The following is a 15774-nucleotide window of genomic DNA, read 5'->3' as shown; positions in this document are numbered from 1 at the left end:
ATATTCAGGTCACTGCAGAGACGACTCCAGCCTGCCGGCAACGAAGCCAACGGCACGCTCCACCACACCCCTGTCGGCGAGAATGCGGCGGTGGCCGAGCCCCTCGGCCCAGTAAAGCCGCACATGGTCGCCGGCGCGCGTGTAGAGCCTTGCATGCTCGGCGGACACTTCGCGGTCGTCCGGCGCGTGGATCACCAGCGTCGGCAGCGGCGTGCTTGCGAGCTGGCGGTCACCGGTGAACTCGTGCAACGGCCGGCCGGCGATGCGCTCGACCCGGTCGGCCATGGCGGCCTGCGAGCGCGAGCCGACATTCAGCATGCGGCTGAAATCAGCGAAGATCGCCGGCAGCGAGCTCGGCGCGGCGATAAGCACCAGCCGCCCGGCCGCCAATCGCGGGATGTTCCTGATCGAACCGGCGACGGCGTTGGCGGCAACGGCACCACCAAAGGAATGGCCGACAATTGCCGCGAACGTGCCGAACCATTCGCCGGCAACCCGTGCCGCATCGACCGCACTGACCAGGGTAAGCCGGCGGCCCTGCGACTGGCCGTGGCCCGGCAGATCGAGCGAGACCACCTTGTAGCCGGCATCGCGATAGGCTTCGATCAGCGTGCGCATGTATTCGGTGCGCGAACGCCAACCATGGATGACGAGCACGGTGCCGGCAGTCGCCCTGCCCGGGTCGGGCCGGAATTCATGCACCATGACGCAGCCGGTTCTGGTCTTTAGCCGGTGATGGCGTGCCTGGGTCATGAAATCGGCGGCGCGATCAATTGCGCGGCGCTCGCCTTTGCTCAAGCTCTTCTCGTGCGGCGTGCGGCAGAACAGCTCGAATGCAGCACGCCCGGTGAGTCGCGGTGCCACATGCTCAGCCACGCCGAACGTGCCGCGGATGACCTTCAGTCCAAATGATGCCATAGTGGCGATCCATTCATTGGTTCAAGCATGAACATAATAGTTCAAACATGAACATTAAGCAAGACCTGCCCTGGGACAACCCGCGTTTTCGCAACTGGGTCGCGGTGGCGCGCGCCTGCCATGTGGTGGAACGCACCCTGGCGGTGAAGCTTGCGCCGCTCGACCTGAAGCCGGCGCAGCTCGACGTGCTGATGAACCTCTACCGTCATCCCGGCATGTCGCAGCACGACCTTGCTCGTCGGCTGCTGGTCGGCCGCTCCAACATCACCATGCTTTTGCCTCAGCTGGAGACCCGTGGCCTGCTGCGCCGCGAGGGCGACGAGAAGGACAAGCGCGTGCTGAGGCTGACCTTGACAGAGGCCGGCGAGGCACTGCTGATGCAGGCGCTGAAGGTCCATATGGCGCTGATCGAGAAGGCGATGAGCCAGTCGACGCCGGAACAATGTGACATGATCGGCGAACAGATGCGTAGGATTGCCGAGGTTTTGAAGACCGCCTGACAGCCCAGTGCTCCACCACCAAATGCTTCACCACATCGATTTTTTCGCGCGCTCGGGCCATTCCTTGTCGTAGACCTCGCCGTCAATGTTCTTGCGGCTGGTGATTTCCAGGATTTGGCCGGGAGTCGGCAGCGATCTCGGGTCGACATGCCTTGCCAGATTCCACAGTTCCGATCGGTGGATGGCGCGGGCGCACTGGAAATAAACCGCATCGATCTCGATGATCGTCACCGAGCGCGCCGGCTTGCCCTCGACGGCGAACGAGGCGCAGAGCCCGGTATCGGTGGTGATGTGGGCGCGGCCATTGACGCGCAGTGTCGTGCCGGAACCCGGCACGAGGAACAGAAGCGCGACGCGCGGATCGCGAAGGATGTTCCTTAGCGAATCGGCACGGTTGTTGCCGCGCCGGTCCGGCATCATCAGCGTTTTCGGATCGTGGATGCGGACGAAGCCGGCGAGATCGCCGCGCGGCGAGCAGTCCAGCCCTTCTGGCCCGCAGGTTGCGAGCGCGGCAAACGGCGAAGCCTCGATGATAGCTGCGTATTCGCGAATCAGCTGGTCGAGTTCCTTGACCACCGATGCGTCGCCGGGCAGGCCATAGAGCGCTTCAAGCTGTTCGATGCTGGTGATCATGGACATGTTTTCGTCTCCAAAGCTTTGCCGGCGCTACTCCAGATGGATGACGTTTTCACGACAAGTGCCCGTTTGCCGGTCATCAGGAAACGGGTGTCGCGGCAACGCAAACAAGGGCAAACCGCTTTACCTGCATGATCGTGCCAACGGATACGGAGGTCAAAATGGATAAACCGCTCGACCGGCGACGCACCGCCATGGAACTTATTGAAAACATGTTCAATGTTGAAATGCGTTTCCTGCAATCAGGGTCGGAGAGCCTCGATGTGCTTGCCGGCGCATTTCATACCGAGATTGTCGTGCATGAGCCGCGCTCCCTGCCCTATGCCGGTGACTGGAACGGCCTCGACGGCGTTGGCGCCCTTTTCCGCAAAATGCGGGAAATCTGGAGCGACGTGGCGGTGGAGGACCTTCAGGTCGCCCAAAACGATGACACGGTGTTCATGAGCTGCTCGCTTTCGCTGACATCGCGGGCCAATGGTGCAACCATCAAACAGCCGTTCGCCGAAGTCTTGTGCTTCAAGGATGACCGGCTGATCGAAGGCAGGCCGTTTTATTACGACACCAGCGAGATACTGGCGATCCTGCGTTGACCTGAGAGTTCTGCGGGATCCATTCAACGGTCGCGGCTCAGCCCCTTCTCTTCCAGTTCGGCGAGATAGGCGGCCCAGCGTGCATCCTTCTCATGACCCAGCGTATGCAGGTAATTCCAGGTGAAGATGCCGGTATCATGGAAATCGTCGAAGGTGATGCGCACGGCATAATTGCCGACCGGCTCGATCTTCAGAATCGCTACATTGCGCTTGCCGGGAACGGTGACGCGCTGTTCGGGCGAATGGCCCTGCACCTCGGCCGATGGCGAGGCGACGCGCAGCAGCTCGGCCGACAATTCGAACGGCTGATGGCCCGGAAAGGTGACGGAAAGCAGCTTGCGGTCCTTCGAGACCCTAAGTTCTTTTGGCGCTGTCATGGTGGTGGATCCTGCGGAGAACTGCCCTTCCCTACGCCGCTTCGCGTCAAGGGAAAAGGCCGCATGGAAAGTTCCGACATGATCTGTCGGCGTCGGAATGTTACCGATGATCGCGAGCTTCTATCTTGAATGCCAAGTTGGCTCGTATCACATAGCCATATATAACGAAGCCGTTCACGCCCACGGGAAGCGCACAAGCATGGATATGATCGATCCTTTCGGTCGCACGATCACCTACCTGCGCGTGTCGGTCACCGACCGCTGCGATTTCCGCTGCACCTATTGCATGGCCGAGGACATGACGTTCCTGCCGAAGAAGGACCTGCTGTCGCTGGAAGAGCTCGACCGGCTCTGCACGGTCTTCATCGAAAAGGGTGTGCGCAAGCTCCGCCTCACCGGCGGTGAGCCGCTTGTGCGCAAGAACATCATGCACCTGGTACGCCAGCTTTCGCGGCATCTCGAGAGTGGTGCACTGGAAGAGCTGACACTGACCACCAACGGATCGCAGCTTTCCCGCTTTGCCGCCGAGCTCGCCGACTGCGGCGTCAAGCGCATTAACATCTCGCTCGATACGCTCGATGCCGACAAATTCCGCCAGATCACCCGCTGGGGCAATCTGGACAAGGTCATGGACGGCATCGACGCCGCGCAGGCGGCCGGGCTAAAGGTAAAGCTCAACGCCGTGGCGTTGAAGGACTTCAATGACGCCGAATTGCCGGAAATGCTGAGCTGGGCGCATGGCCGCGGCATGGATCTGACGGTCATCGAAACCATGCCGATGGGCGAGATCGACGCCGACCGCACCGACCAGTATTTGCCGCTGTCGCTGTTGCGCGCGGCTCTCGAACGCCAGTTCACGCTAGGCGACATTCCCTACAAGACCGGTGGCCCGGCCCGCTATGTCCAAGTCGCCGAGACCGGCGGACGGCTGGGCTTCATCACGCCGATGACGCATAATTTCTGCGAAAGCTGCAACCGGGTCCGGCTGACCTGCACCGGCACCCTTTACATGTGCCTCGGCCAGGAAGATGCGGCCGACCTGCGCGCGCCGCTGCGTGCGTCGGAAGGCAACGAGCTGGTCGCCGATGCCATCGACGAAGCAATCGGCCGCAAGCCCAAAGGCCACGACTTCATCATCGATCGCCGCACCAACCGTCCGTCGGTGTCGCGGCATATGAGCGTCACCGGCGGCTAATTTTTCGCCGATTTCGTGCAAGAATAATCGCCTTGGTATCGGCGCGAGGCAAAGCGTGCAGCGGTTTTTTGCAGTCCTGACGTTTTTCGGAGTGATGGCGGGGACCACGGCAGTTGCCGCGCCATTTACCTACACGAACGAGCACTTCGGTACCATCTGCACCTTTCCGGATGAAATCTTCACTCTTCGCCAGCCCGAGCCGGACAATGGCGATGGACAACAATGGCTCACTGCCGATGGCGCCAGCCTGATCTGTTCGGGTATCCTCAACATCGATGATGACACCCCTACAGCCTTCGTCTCCGCCGAGAGGGCCAGCAAGGAACCTGGCTACAGGATCACCTACAGCAAGACCGGCAAGGACTGGGCGGTGCTGTCGGGCATCAAAGGCGGGAACATCTTCTATGAACGCCGCCTCGGAAAAGACGGTGTCATCCGCACGGTCTGGATCGACTACCCGCCAGCCCTGAAATCGAAATACGACCCGCTCGTCGATGCGATCGCCGGCAGCCTCAGGGGACCGTGAGCATCCGGCGACGTCAGAACTTATTGGCAGCCTATTGTTTTTGCTAGCGAGTCACGGTTGTTGGCGCGTGTAGTCATATCGTACGGCAAGCCATTTTTTGCCGCTGCCATTGGCCTGGAGGAAATGTTGCTCGGCCACTTCGTGATTGTCGCCGTCCCTGGAAATGACGAAATCGGAGGCCGTGAACCGCCCTTCGACCTCCGGGCCGAAGCCGACGAAACCAAGCGGCTGGAACAGCAGTGAAATCTTGCCGTCCTCCTCGCCACCAAAACTCCAGGCGGGCATGATCCCTGCCGGGAAACGGGTGTCCATGGAGACATACTTCCAGCGGCCCTCCACCCGGTCATAGCTCAAATAGGCTATCCGCTGGAAGTCCGGCATTTTCGACCCGGGCGCCGGGCGCATCACCTCCTGCATGAAGGGACCGATCATCGTGCGCTCGGCCACCAGCCCCGTCATCACGATCGGCTGGGCGCCGGGCGTTGGCCAGATCGTGTTGACGACGGACGATTTCCCGACGCGGCGAGCGAGCTCATCCGCTTCGTGACCCGGCGTGGACATCCGTTCGACTGCCGACGCCGAAGCGCCGTTATCGGCGAACGCAGGCGCTATCGCCATGAGGATAACCGCCAGGGCAGAAGAGAACCGGAAAGCCGATGAAACATGCCGCCTGCTGCCTGTGCCAAGCCAGTCCGCATTGCCTCGTGCATTCATCATGGACCATCTCCCCAACACGATCAAAAGCTTACAATGACCAATTTGGTGAATCTTGCCGAGCAAATTTGATCTCATCGAAAAATTTTCCTCGAGCCGCAGTGTGATAAATTTGCCCTCCGAACCCATCCTTTAGAACGGCACCTTTTTTGGGGTCACACCCAGAAAAGGTCTTGTCCGCAAACGGTCACCGGATTTACCGCAAGCCCATTCGGGCCTAGCCTCTGCTCTGGAGCGGTTCTTCGCCCAGTGGGGGAATACGATATGCGCAAACTCATTCTTTCTCTTGCATTGCTCAGCCTCGCGGCCCTGCCCGCGGCGGCTCAGTCGATCGGCGGCACCTATGCCGTGGCCGGCACCAATTTCGATGGGTCGTCCTATGGTGGCGACGCGACGATCACGCTGACCAGCGAGACGACCTGCACGATCCATTGGGAGACAGGCGGCTCGTCCTCGGACGGTATCTGCATGCGCAACGACGATGCCTTCTCCGCCGGCTATGTCATGGGCAAGGCAGTCGGTCTAGTCGTCTACAAAGTGCAGGAAGACGGCTCGCTGCATGGCCTGTGGACGATTGCCGGCAAGGAAGGCAACGGCACCGAGGTACTGACGCCCAAATAAGCCCTGCCGCTCTTGCGCGGCAGATGTCACGGGCCACAGAAAGGCTGTGGCCCAGCCCTTTGACGTTGCTGTCTTGTGGGTGCCTGCTAGACGCTTGCTGCAGGACTCACCCGGTAATCGCCTTGCCTCTTTCGCCAAACCTCCGCGGCGCGTTGTTCATGATGGTGGCCATGGCTGGTTTCACTCTCAACGACGCGATCACCAAATTCTTATCGGAATCGATGAACATGGCGCAGGTCATGCTGATCCGCGGCGCCTTCGCTTCGCTTTTCGTTGGCCTGCTTGCGTGGCAACGGGGCGCGCTTGCCCGGCCCGGTTCGATGCTGCAGCCGACCATTGCGCTGCGCGTCGCCGGCGAGGCCGGCGCCACCGTGTCGTTCCTGGTTGCTCTGGCACATCTTCCGATCGCCAATGTCTCCGCCGTGCTGCAGGCGCTGCCGCTGGCGGTGACGATGGGCGCCGCGCTTGTGTTCAACGAGGGCGTCGGCTGGCGGCGCTGGCTGGCCATTGCCGCCGGTTTTGCCGGCGTGCTGATCATCGTGCGGCCCGGCTTCGAAGGGTTCAGCGTCTTTTCACTGCTGGCGCTGGCCAGCGTCGCATGCTGCGCGGTGCGCGATCTCGCTACCAAGCGGATACCGCAGGCAATTCCGACATTGCTGGTGTCGAGCGCCACCGCCCTTGCCATGACGTTTCTGGGCGCGGCACTGCTTTCGCCGATGGGCGGCTGGAAACCGATGACAGGACAAAGCACGGCGTTCCTGGCGTTGGCGGCGGTGCTCGTGCTCATCGGCTATCACTTCATCATCACGGCGATGCGGGTGGGCGATATCTCCTTCATCGCGCCGTTTCGCTACACCGCCCTGCTCTGGTCGATCTTGCTTGGCTTCACGATCTTCGGCGATGTCCCCGATCTGCCGATGATCCTCGGTGCCACGATCATCATCGCGTCAGGCCTCTATGCACTCTACCGCGAACGGATCGTTGGACGGCGAAAAACAGCCGCCGAAAGCACTGGACCGGACATGGCGCCGGACGGCATATAGAGTGACTGTCGACGACTGTCTGATTTGAAAACTGGATTTTGGGTCTAGGCAGCAAACCATGGGCCGACATATTGCAGGGATCATTCTGGCCGGCGGCAGGTCGAGCCGGATGGGCGGCGGCGACAAGACGCTGCTTGCGCTTGGCGACGGCACCCTGCTCGACCGTGTCGTTTCGCGCCTTGGCCCGCAGGTTGGACCGCTTGCGCTAAACGCCAATGGCGATCCGGCACGGTTTGCCGCGACGGGGCTTCCGGTGCTTGCCGACACTGTCAAAGGTTATGCCGGGCCGCTTGCCGGGATCCTGACCGGCCTCGAATGGGCTTCCGACACGACCTGCCAGGCGCTGGTCACGGCTGCCGGCGATACGCCTTTCCTGCCCAGGGATATGGTCGAGCGGCTGCTCGCGGCAGCCGACGAACGCCCCGGCTCGATTGCGGTCGCCTGTTCCGGCGGCAAACGGCATCCGACCTTTGCACTCTGGCCGCTAGGGTTAGATCAGGTCTTGCGACAATTTCTCGTCGAGGAAGACAACCGGCGCGTTGCGGCGTTCATCGACCGGCACGGTTTTGTCGAGGTGGAATTTCCCATCCTGAAATCCGGCGGGGCCGAGATCGATCCGTTCTTCAACATCAACACTCCCGACGACCTTGCCCAGGCCGTGCATCTGTTGCAGAGCATCGAGCCATGAAAAGACGTATTTTCGGCATCACCGGCTGGAAGAACTCCGGCAAGACGACATTGACCGAAAAGCTGGTAGCCGAACTCGTCCGGCGCGGCTGGAAAGTGTCGACGGTAAAACACGCCCATCATGATTTCGACATCGACAAACCCGGAGCGGACAGCTTTCGCCACCGGCAGGCGGGAGCGATGGAGGTCGCGGTCGTGTCGGGCAGGCGCTGGGCGCTGATGCACGAATTGCGCGGCGAGGACGAGCCGACGCTGGACGCGATCCTGTCACGGCTGGCACCGTGCGACATCGTGTTGGTCGAGGGTTACAAGCGCGAAGCGCACAAGAAAATCGAGACGCGACGGCTCGAGGCCAAGGACCGGACACCGCTCTCGGCAGGCGATCCACACATTGTCGCCATCGCCTCCGACTTCCCCATTGTCGGCGAAGACCTGCCGGCCTTCGATCTCGACGACACGAATTCGATAGCTGACTTCATCGAGCGCGCCACAAGCCTGTCGCGCTGAAAATGCGGCAGAAGACAGTTTCCGCCCACTTGCTTTCCAATTTAGGCGTCTGACCCAGCGTCATCGCTTTCTGAACATGACCTTCCCTCAAGCGACGGTTTTGCAGTTGCTTTTTCTTGGGAAAGAATGGGAGTATCGCATCAGCGGGCGGTCAAAAGCACCGCCCACAGAGCCGTTCGGGAACGACGGCCGGGACCAACAGAGAGGACCATTATGCGTATTGCACTGCGTATCGCGCTTGCCGCTTCGGCTGCGCTGCTGACGCTTGGCGTTGCCCAGGCCCAGGAAAAGACCTTGAGGATCGGCACCGAGGCAGCCTATCCCCCATTCAACAATCTGACAGCCGACGGCCAGCTCGTAGGCTTCGATATCGACATTGCCAAGGCGCTCTGCGACGAGATGAAGGTGAAGTGCACCTTTGTCGCGCAGGACTGGGACGGCATCATTCCCGCCCTTCAGGCAGGCAAGTTCGACGCCATCGTCGCGTCGATGTCGATCACGCCGGAACGCGCCGAGAAGGTCGACTTCACCCACAAATATTACAATACGCCGCCGGCGATCGCCGCCCCCAAGGACACCGACATCAAGGGTGTCACCAAGGAAGATTTGGCCGGCAAGACGATCGGCGTGCAGGCGTCCACCACGCATTTCAACTATTCGACCAAGACTTATACCGACAGCACCGTCAAGCCGTACCCGACCGCACAGGAATACCAGCTCGATCTGGCCAATGGCCGGCTCGATGCCGCCAATGACGACGTCGTCGTGCTGCAGCAATGGCTGGATTCGCCGGACGGCGCCTGCTGCAAGCTGGTCGGCACAATCAAGCCGGTTATCGAAATCCACGGTCCGGGCGCCGGCATTGCCGTGCGCAAGGGCGAGACCGATCTGGTCAACCAGTTCAATGCGGCGATCGACGCCATCCGAGCAAACGGAAAGTACAAGGAAATCAACGACAAATACTTCAAATATGACGTTTATGGCGGCGAGTCCTGATCGACCGACATAGGAGGACGTGAACGGCGGGAGATTCCCGCCGTTCTTATAAGGATGCCGCGCACGAGGGGTGACGCGGCACGGGTCTCAAAGAGCCTTAAGGAGAACAGGCAGGCGGATGCAGAGCGCACTGACGCTTCTCAGTTGGGGACCCGAAGGCTGGCTCGACGACATCGCCGCGGGTGTGTTTGTCACAGTATGTCTTGCGCTGGCCACTCTGCCCTTCGGGCTGACGCTCGGCTTTTTCGTGGCGCTGGCCAAACAGTCGGAAGAGCCGTCGCTGAGACTGGCCGGGAACATCTACACCACGATTTTTCGCGGAATACCCGAGCTGCTCACCCTGTTTCTGATCTTCTTCGGCATCCCATTGATCCTGCAGTACATTGTCCGGCTGGTGAGCCCCGGCACCTCCGCCGACGTCAACAGCTTCGTCGCCGGCATGATCGCGCTCTGCTTCATTTTTTCCTCTTATTCCAGCGAGGTGTTTTTATCCGCCTTCCGCGCCATTCCAAAAGGGCAATATGAGGGAGGCTATTCGGTTGGCCTGTCCAGCGGCCAGACGATGCGGCTGATCGTGCTGCCGCAGTTGATCCGCATCGCGTTGCCCGGACTTGCCAATCTCTGGCTTATCCTGCTCAAGGACACCGCGCTCGTCTCGGCCGTCGGCCTCAACGAGATCCTCCGGCAGAGCGGGGTTGCCGCGCGCGTCACCAAGCATGCCTTCCTGTTTTACGGTTTTGCCGGCCTCATCTATCTCCTGCTGGCGATCGTCTCCTCCTTCGGCATCAAGGCGATCGAACGAGCGGTCGGCGGCAGCGAGGTCAAGAGATGAGCCTTGCCACCGACACGCTGAAGGTCGACCGGCCGCCGCCGCCCGCACGCGGCTGGTCGCGCCAACGCATCCTCGGCCATGTCCTGGTCGGCCTGTGGATCGCTCTCGGCATTGGCATGGTCGTCTACCTGGTCGCTGCGTGGAACCCGGAGTTCTTCCAGAAATATGCACCCGGCTACATATCCGGCCTCGGCATCACCCTGTTGCTGGTTGCCATCTCGATTGTGCTTGGCGCGATCCTGTCGGTGCCGATCGCCTATGCACGCATGTCGAAGAACCCGATCCTTTCGGGGTTCGCCTATGCCTATGTCTATTTCTTTCGCGGCACGCCGCTGTTGGCGCAGACCTTCCTGGTCTACTATGGGGTCGGCTCCTTCCGGCCGGAGCTCGAGATGGTCGGACTGTGGGGCTTCTTCCGCGAAGCGTTCAACTGCGCGATCTTCGCCTTTTCGCTGAATACGGCCGCGTACCAGGCCGAGATTTTGCGTGGCGCAATCGAGAGCGTGCCGAGGGGCCAGTGGGAAGGTGCCGCCTCGCTCGGCCTGCACAAACTGCAGACGATGTGGAAGATCATCCTGCCGCAGGCGCTGATCGTCGCGTTGCGCCCGTATGGCAACGAGATCATCCTGATGATCAAGGGCTCGGCAATCGTCGCCATCATCACGGTCTACGATTTGATGGGCATCACCCGGCTCACCTATGCGCGCACCTTCGACTTTCAGTCGTATATCTGGGCGGCGATCATCTATCTGATCATCGTGGAAACATTGCGCCACGGCGTCGAGTGGATCGAACGGCGCATCACCATCCATCTACACCGCTGACTCCCATCGCCTTGCCTGATCCGGTAAGAAGACCGCAAAGCAGGCTTCTAAGGGATTCGAAAACATGGCTTCGGTGGCATTTCTTGGTCTTGGCGTCATGGGCTATTCGATGGCCGGACATCTCAAGAACAAGGGCGGTCACGACGTCACCGTCTACAACCGCACCAGGGCCAAGGCCGAGCAGTGGGTCGCCCAGCATGGCGGCAGCTTCGCCGCGACACCAGCAGAGGCGGCCGCGGGCAAGGACTTCGTCTTTTCCTGCGTCGGCAATGACGACGATCTGCGCTCGGTGACGACCGGTGCCGAAGGCGCCTTCAATTCCATGAAGAAAGGCGCCATCTTCATCGACAACACAACGGCATCGGCCGAGGTCGCGCGCGAACTGGCACAGCACGCGCAAGCGCTCGGGTTTTCGTTCCTCGACGCCCCGGTCTCCGGCGGTCAGGCAGGCGCCGAGAACGGCATGCTGACCGTGATGGTCGGCGGCGAGCCTGACGCCTTCGACAGGGCCAAGCCAGTCATAGATGCTTATGCCCGCATGGTCGGGTTGATGGGACCGGCAGGGGCTGGCCAGCTCACCAAGATGATCAACCAGATCTGCATCGCCGGCCTCGTTCAGGGACTGGCCGAAGGTATCCACTTCGGCAAGCAGGCCGGGCTCGACATCGAAAAGGTAATCGAGGTTATCTCCAAGGGCGCCGCCGGTTCCTGGCAGATGGAGAACCGCCACAAGACGATGAATGCCGGCAAATATGATTTCGGCTTCGCCGTCGACCGGATGCGCAAGGATCTTGGCATCTGCCTCGCCGAGGCCGACCGCAACGGCGCCAAACTGCCGGTGACGGCACTTGTCGACCAGTTCTACAAGGACGTGCAGGCGATGGGCGGCAAGCGCTGGGACACGTCCTCGCTGCTGGCGCGGCTGGAGAAATAGGATTTCACCGTGGCCGAGCTTTCGCCTCAATCCAGCGCCGATGAAATCGTCGCTCATCTGCGCTCGATCGCCTCAGAGGAAAATCGACTTGGCATGCTGCGCTACGGCATCAAGATCGAACGTGCGCTCGGTATCTCGCATGGCGTGCAGCGGCAGATTGCCAAGAAAATCAAGCGCAACCATGAGCGTGCCTTCGAGCTTTGGCAGACAGGCATCATGGAGGCGCAGTTCATCGCTTCCGTGACAGCCGATCCGGAGCGGTTCTCCGCCGCGGATGCAAGACGATGGGCGGCGACTTTCGACTCGTGGGATATCGTCGACGGGGTCTCCGATCTCTTTGTCGATACGGATTGCTGGAAGGAATTGATCGCCGAATTCGCGGTCGACGAACGGGAATTCGTTCGACGCACGGCTTTTGCGATGATGGCCTGGTCGGTGGTCCACCGGAAGAAGGAACCCGAGACGACCTTCCTCGAATTCCTGCCGATCATCGAAGCGCATGCGACCGACGGCCGCAATTTTGTGAAGAAGGCCGTGAACTGGGCGCTTCGTTCGATCGGCAAGCGATCGATGAATTTGCACGGCCCTGCCCTTGCCGTGGCGCTAAAACTGGCGGCCTCGACAGACAGGACCGCACGCTGGATCGGCAAGGACGCCGTGAAGGAACTTTCCGATGCCAAGACGCTCGAGCGGCTCGCCGCCAGAAAAGCTTGACCTGAGCGAAGTGCGCTTCACGGAGGTGACGCAATCGACGCGCGCCGATTTCGAAAACCTGTTCGAGCAACCCGGCGGGCCGAAATACTGCTGGTGTATGGCTTGGCGCAATCTCGACCGCCGCGAGCACGTCGAGAACGACGAGAAGAAACGCGCGATGATGACGCTGATCGACGCCGGCACGCCAGTCGGCATTGTCGCCCAGATCGATGGCCGGACCGTCGGCTGGTGCTCGATCGCGCCACGGGAGACCTACCGCAAGCTGTCACGGCAGCAGGACGATAGCGAGATGGGCATCTGGTCGATCGTCTGCTTCTTTGTGCCGAGAGCGTTGCGCGGCGGCGGGCTGGCAAGCGCATTGCTCGACGCGGCCATCGATCACGCCTTTGCCAAAGGCGCCAGGACGATCGAAGCCTATCCCGTCGACCAGGCTTCGCCGAGCTACAGCTTCATGGGTTTTCGCGACATGTTCGTCGCCCGCGGCTTTCGCGAGATCGGCATGACCGGCTCGCGCCGGCATGTGATGCGGCTTGAGCGTTGACCTGTGAGGCAGCGGCAGCTTTACTTGATGTTCGCAGATCAAGGCTCAACGGCGGAGCAGCGATGAGCAACCGTTTTAAATCAGGCACGATCATGGCAACTGCCTTGTTGGCGTCCGCGATCGCGGCAAGCGCTTCCGCCGGAACCATGCACATTTTCTGGAAGGATCTGCGCCCGGCTACCCAGGCAGCCGCCGAAAGCGTCGGACTGCCGATGATCGCGGCCAAAATGCCGGATCGTGGCGAGACGCTCTCACTCGACTTGCAGGACAAGACCGTGCAACTCGCGGGCTATGCGCTGCCAGTCGATCGCGACGGCGATCTCGTCTACCAGTTCCTGCTGGTGCCGTGGACGGGAGCCTGCAGCCACATGCCGACGCCGCCGCCCAACCAGATCGTCCTCGTCACGCCTGCACACCCTTACAGGATGTCCGAGGCCTACCAGCCGGTTTCGGTGACCGGCGCATTGCAGCCGGGCATGGAGAAGAGCCAGCTTTTCATCCTCGACGGCGTCAGTGTCATCCAGTCGGGCTACACCGTGCGCAAGGCCGAGGTGATTAACGTCGACACCGTGCCGGACACGATCACGCTGCCGGTCAACTCGCCCTGGACTTTCCTTAACAAAAAGAAGAACTAAACAGAAGAACCTCAGGCGGCGTTGGCGCCGGACTCCTTGTCGAGCATCATGTAATCCAGCGGCATCTCGGTCGTATATTTGATCTGCTCCATGGCGAAGGAAGACGACACGTCGCGGATCTCGATCTTGGCGATCAGCCGCTTGTAGAAGGCGTCGTAGGCGGCGATATCGGGCACCACGACGCGCAAGAGATAGTCGACGTCGCCGCTCATGCGATAGAATTCGACCACTTCTGGGAATTCCTGGATGACCTCCGAAAAGCGCCGCAGCCATTCATGGCTGTGCGAATTGGTGCGGATCGAGACGAACACCGTGACCCGCACATTGACCTTTTCATGATCGAGGATGGCGACGCGCCGCTTGATGACGCCCTCTTCCTCGAGCTTCTGGATGCGCCGCCAGCACGGCGTCGTCGACAGGCCCACCTTCTTGGCGACGTCGGCGACTGCAAGCGTCGCATCCTCCTGCAGCAGGCGGAGAATTTTTCTATCAAGGCGGTCCATTGGGTGCTCCCCTGATGCAAGTCGTCCAAGTGCGCAGCGGCCTTGGCACAACGACATGCATAAAAACAAGAATTTAACGCGCGTCCCCTCATGCGCGGCGCGCTTCGAGGAATGGATTACCATAATCCCTCTTATCATGGCCTTTTACAAGAAAGAAATTCTGTTGGATAGCGCGAAAGCGAGTGATTTCTTGCTGAATGCCTAGCCGAGGCGATAGCGGATTTCCGATCTCAGAAAGGGCAGCAAATCCATTTCAAACCATGGATTGCGCTTCAGCCAGCCGGTGTTGCGCCAGGACGGGTGCGGCAGCGGCAGGACTTTCGGGTCGGTCGCCGCCGCCCAGATGGCACGCCAATCCATGACCGTTTCCGTCAGCGAGGGACGGCGCGCCGCGCCCATATGCCAGCTTTGCGCGTAGATGCCGATCGTCAGCACCATATCGACTTGCGGCATCAGCGCCATCAGCGATGTGCGCCAGGCCGGCGCACATTCGCGGCGCGGCGGCAGGTCGGCGCCCTTGGCGTCCTGACCGGGAAAGCAAAAGCCCATCGGCACGATGGCAAACTTGTCCGTGTCATAGAATTCCTCGCTGCCGACGCCCAGCCAGCTTCGCAGCCGGTCGCCGGAGGCGTCGGTGAACGGCATGCCTGTGATGTGAACCTTGGTACCCGGCGCCTGGCTGGCGATCAGGATACGCGCACTCGAAGATGGCCTGAGCACGGGCCGCGGTTGGTGCGGCAGCGGCCTGGCGGCCGGCTTATCGACGCAGATGCGGCAGGCGCGTACCCTCGCCGCCAGGGCTTCCAACTCTTCGGTCATTCGGAACTCATTGTCAGGCGGCGGCACTCGGCCGGCTGGAGATTTCTCGATACCAGCGCAGCACGTTGGTGCACTCTTCGGGTACCTTGATGCGAGCCGGCTTCATGAAGTCGATGGCGACCAGCCCGGTGATGTCGGCGATCGAATAGGCATCGCCGGCGACGAATTCCCTGCTGGCGAGCTCAGTGTCCAGAAATCTCAGGAATTCGATCGCCTTCGGCTTGTTGACCTCGCCCCATTCGGGGATTTGCGGGATCTCCCATTCCCTCATTGCGGGGTGGATGTGCCGGAACGCCGCAGCGACGCAGCCGAACAGATTGAACTCCACACGTCTTTGCCACATCTCGACGATCGCCTTGCCGAGCGCGCCACGCCCGAACAAAGCCGGCTCGGGGTGCAGTTCCTCGAAGTAACGACAGATTGCGACGGATTCGGTGATGACTGTGCCGTCGTCGAGCTCGAGCACCGGCAGACGCTTCAGCGGATTGCGCGAGCTGACCGGCTGCTCTTTGTGCTCCAGCGCGCCCATGTCGACGGGCACCAGCGGAACCTGAAGTCCCTTTTCGGCCAGAAAAATCCGAACCCGGCGTGGATTGGGCGCGCGCCCGCCGTCGAACAGCTTCATCTCTATCCTTCCTCGTCCGTCCCGACGAACTATAGGC

At 61.0% G+C, this 15774-nt stretch carries 21 protein-coding genes and 1 pseudogene; 15 read left to right on the top strand and 7 right to left on the bottom strand.

Annotation, left to right across the window (positions count from 1 at the left end; all coding sequences use genetic code 11):
- Positions 1 to 9: 9 nt before the first annotated feature.
- Complete coding sequence (locus NKI97_RS06210; RefSeq protein WP_352833121.1) at positions 10 to 918, bottom strand: alpha/beta hydrolase; 909 nt, start codon at positions 916 to 918, stop codon at positions 10 to 12.
- 47 nt (positions 919 to 965) lie between these two features.
- Between NKI97_RS06210 and NKI97_RS06205 the strand changes: the two genes are divergently transcribed.
- Positions 966 to 1418, top strand: a complete 453-nt coding sequence (locus NKI97_RS06205) for a MarR family winged helix-turn-helix transcriptional regulator (protein WP_352448891.1) — start codon at positions 966 to 968, stop codon at positions 1416 to 1418.
- A 27-nt stretch (positions 1419 to 1445) separates the two neighbouring features.
- On the opposite strand, the gene NKI97_RS06200 is transcribed toward NKI97_RS06205, so the two are convergent.
- Positions 1446 to 2057, bottom strand: a complete 612-nt coding sequence (locus NKI97_RS06200; protein ID WP_352833118.1) for a pyridoxamine 5'-phosphate oxidase family protein — start codon at positions 2055 to 2057, stop codon at positions 1446 to 1448.
- 158 nt (positions 2058 to 2215) lie between these two features.
- Here NKI97_RS06200 and NKI97_RS06195 point away from each other — a divergent pair, with 158 nt between their 5' ends.
- Positions 2216 to 2644 (top strand): nuclear transport factor 2 family protein, encoded by a 429-nt coding sequence (locus NKI97_RS06195; RefSeq protein ID WP_352833115.1) that lies wholly within the window; start codon positions 2216 to 2218, stop codon positions 2642 to 2644.
- A gap of 23 nt (positions 2645 to 2667) precedes the next feature.
- On the opposite strand, the gene NKI97_RS06190 is transcribed toward NKI97_RS06195, so the two are convergent.
- Positions 2668 to 3021, bottom strand: a complete 354-nt coding sequence (locus NKI97_RS06190; protein ID WP_352456745.1) for a gamma-butyrobetaine hydroxylase family protein — start codon at positions 3019 to 3021, stop codon at positions 2668 to 2670.
- A gap of 199 nt (positions 3022 to 3220) precedes the next feature.
- Between NKI97_RS06190 and moaA the strand changes: the two genes are divergently transcribed.
- Entirely contained in the window at positions 3221 to 4216 is a 996-nt protein-coding gene (moaA, locus tag NKI97_RS06185; RefSeq protein ID WP_352833112.1) for a GTP 3',8-cyclase MoaA, read from the top strand.
- A 55-nt stretch (positions 4217 to 4271) separates the two neighbouring features.
- Entirely contained in the window at positions 4272 to 4742 is a 471-nt protein-coding gene (locus NKI97_RS06180; protein WP_352833109.1) for a hypothetical protein, read from the top strand.
- 51 nt (positions 4743 to 4793) lie between these two features.
- Here the strand turns inward: NKI97_RS06180 and NKI97_RS06175 are convergent, their stop codons facing one another.
- Entirely contained in the window at positions 4794 to 5522 is a 729-nt protein-coding gene (locus NKI97_RS06175) for a hypothetical protein (RefSeq protein WP_352833107.1), read from the bottom strand.
- A gap of 198 nt (positions 5523 to 5720) precedes the next feature.
- Between NKI97_RS06175 and NKI97_RS06170 the strand changes: the two genes are divergently transcribed.
- The 11 genes and pseudogenes from NKI97_RS06170 to NKI97_RS06120 all read left to right on the top strand — a co-directional run bounded on the left by NKI97_RS06170 (position 5721) and on the right by NKI97_RS06120 (position 13790).
- Complete coding sequence (locus tag NKI97_RS06170) at positions 5721 to 6077, top strand: hypothetical protein (protein WP_023675018.1); 357 nt, start codon at positions 5721 to 5723, stop codon at positions 6075 to 6077.
- Between the two features lie 122 nt (positions 6078 to 6199).
- Positions 6200 to 7120, top strand: a complete 921-nt coding sequence (locus NKI97_RS06165) for a DMT family transporter (RefSeq protein WP_352833105.1) — start codon at positions 6200 to 6202, stop codon at positions 7118 to 7120.
- Positions 7121 to 7178: 58 nt separating this feature from the next.
- On the top strand, positions 7179 to 7808 hold the full coding sequence (gene mobA / locus NKI97_RS06160; RefSeq protein ID WP_352754748.1) for a molybdenum cofactor guanylyltransferase MobA: 630 nt from the start codon (positions 7179 to 7181) through the stop codon (positions 7806 to 7808).
- Positions 7805 to 8314, top strand: a complete 510-nt coding sequence (gene mobB / locus NKI97_RS06155; protein WP_023675015.1) for a molybdopterin-guanine dinucleotide biosynthesis protein B — start codon at positions 7805 to 7807, stop codon at positions 8312 to 8314. The genes mobA and mobB overlap by 4 nt, the downstream gene beginning before the upstream one ends.
- A 213-nt stretch (positions 8315 to 8527) precedes the next feature.
- Complete coding sequence (locus tag NKI97_RS06150) at positions 8528 to 9310, top strand: ABC transporter substrate-binding protein (protein ID WP_352833103.1); 783 nt, start codon at positions 8528 to 8530, stop codon at positions 9308 to 9310.
- Positions 9311 to 9428: 118 nt separating this feature from the next.
- Positions 9429 to 10142 (top strand): ABC transporter permease, encoded by a 714-nt coding sequence (locus tag NKI97_RS06145; RefSeq protein ID WP_352742767.1) that lies wholly within the window; start codon positions 9429 to 9431, stop codon positions 10140 to 10142.
- Complete coding sequence (locus NKI97_RS06140; RefSeq protein ID WP_023675012.1) at positions 10139 to 10966, top strand: ABC transporter permease; 828 nt, start codon at positions 10139 to 10141, stop codon at positions 10964 to 10966. The genes NKI97_RS06145 and NKI97_RS06140 overlap by 4 nt, the downstream gene beginning before the upstream one ends.
- 58 nt (positions 10967 to 11024) lie before the next feature.
- Positions 11025 to 11900: pseudogene (locus tag NKI97_RS06135) on the top strand (NAD(P)-dependent oxidoreductase); the annotation flags it as partial.
- Between the two features lie 9 nt (positions 11901 to 11909).
- Positions 11910 to 12614 carry a DNA alkylation repair protein gene (locus NKI97_RS06130; RefSeq protein ID WP_254817259.1) on the top strand — a complete coding sequence of 235 codons (705 nt, stop codon included), beginning with the start codon at positions 11910 to 11912 and terminating at the stop codon, positions 12612 to 12614.
- Positions 12574 to 13155: a GNAT family N-acetyltransferase gene (locus tag NKI97_RS06125; protein WP_352742766.1), complete on the top strand. Its 582-nt coding sequence runs from the start codon at positions 12574 to 12576 to the stop codon at positions 13153 to 13155. Before NKI97_RS06130 ends, NKI97_RS06125 begins: the two co-directional genes overlap by 41 nt.
- 62 nt (positions 13156 to 13217) lie before the next feature.
- Positions 13218 to 13790 carry a DUF3299 domain-containing protein gene (locus NKI97_RS06120; RefSeq protein ID WP_352833100.1) on the top strand — a complete coding sequence of 191 codons (573 nt, stop codon included), beginning with the start codon at positions 13218 to 13220 and terminating at the stop codon, positions 13788 to 13790.
- Between the two features lie 11 nt (positions 13791 to 13801).
- On the opposite strand, the gene NKI97_RS06115 is transcribed toward NKI97_RS06120, so the two are convergent.
- The 3 genes from NKI97_RS06115 to NKI97_RS06105 all read right to left on the bottom strand — a co-directional run bounded on the left by NKI97_RS06115 (position 13802) and on the right by NKI97_RS06105 (position 15737).
- Positions 13802 to 14293, bottom strand: coding sequence for an Lrp/AsnC family transcriptional regulator (locus NKI97_RS06115; protein WP_023675006.1), 492 nt, complete (start codon positions 14291 to 14293; stop codon positions 13802 to 13804).
- A gap of 201 nt (positions 14294 to 14494) precedes the next feature.
- Positions 14495 to 15112 carry a uracil-DNA glycosylase family protein gene (locus tag NKI97_RS06110; protein ID WP_502894919.1) on the bottom strand — a complete coding sequence of 206 codons (618 nt, stop codon included), beginning with the start codon at positions 15110 to 15112 and terminating at the stop codon, positions 14495 to 14497.
- Positions 15113 to 15125: 13 nt separating this feature from the next.
- On the bottom strand, positions 15126 to 15737 hold the full coding sequence (locus tag NKI97_RS06105) for a glutathione S-transferase (RefSeq protein WP_352833097.1): 612 nt from the start codon (positions 15735 to 15737) through the stop codon (positions 15126 to 15128).
- Positions 15738 to 15774 lie beyond the last annotated feature (37 nt).

Source organism: Mesorhizobium sp. M0296 (genome assembly GCF_040321675.1).
In the GTDB taxonomy this organism is placed as follows: Bacteria; Pseudomonadota; Alphaproteobacteria; order Rhizobiales; family Rhizobiaceae; genus Mesorhizobium.
This window is presented reverse-complemented; position numbering and strand designations above follow the sequence as displayed.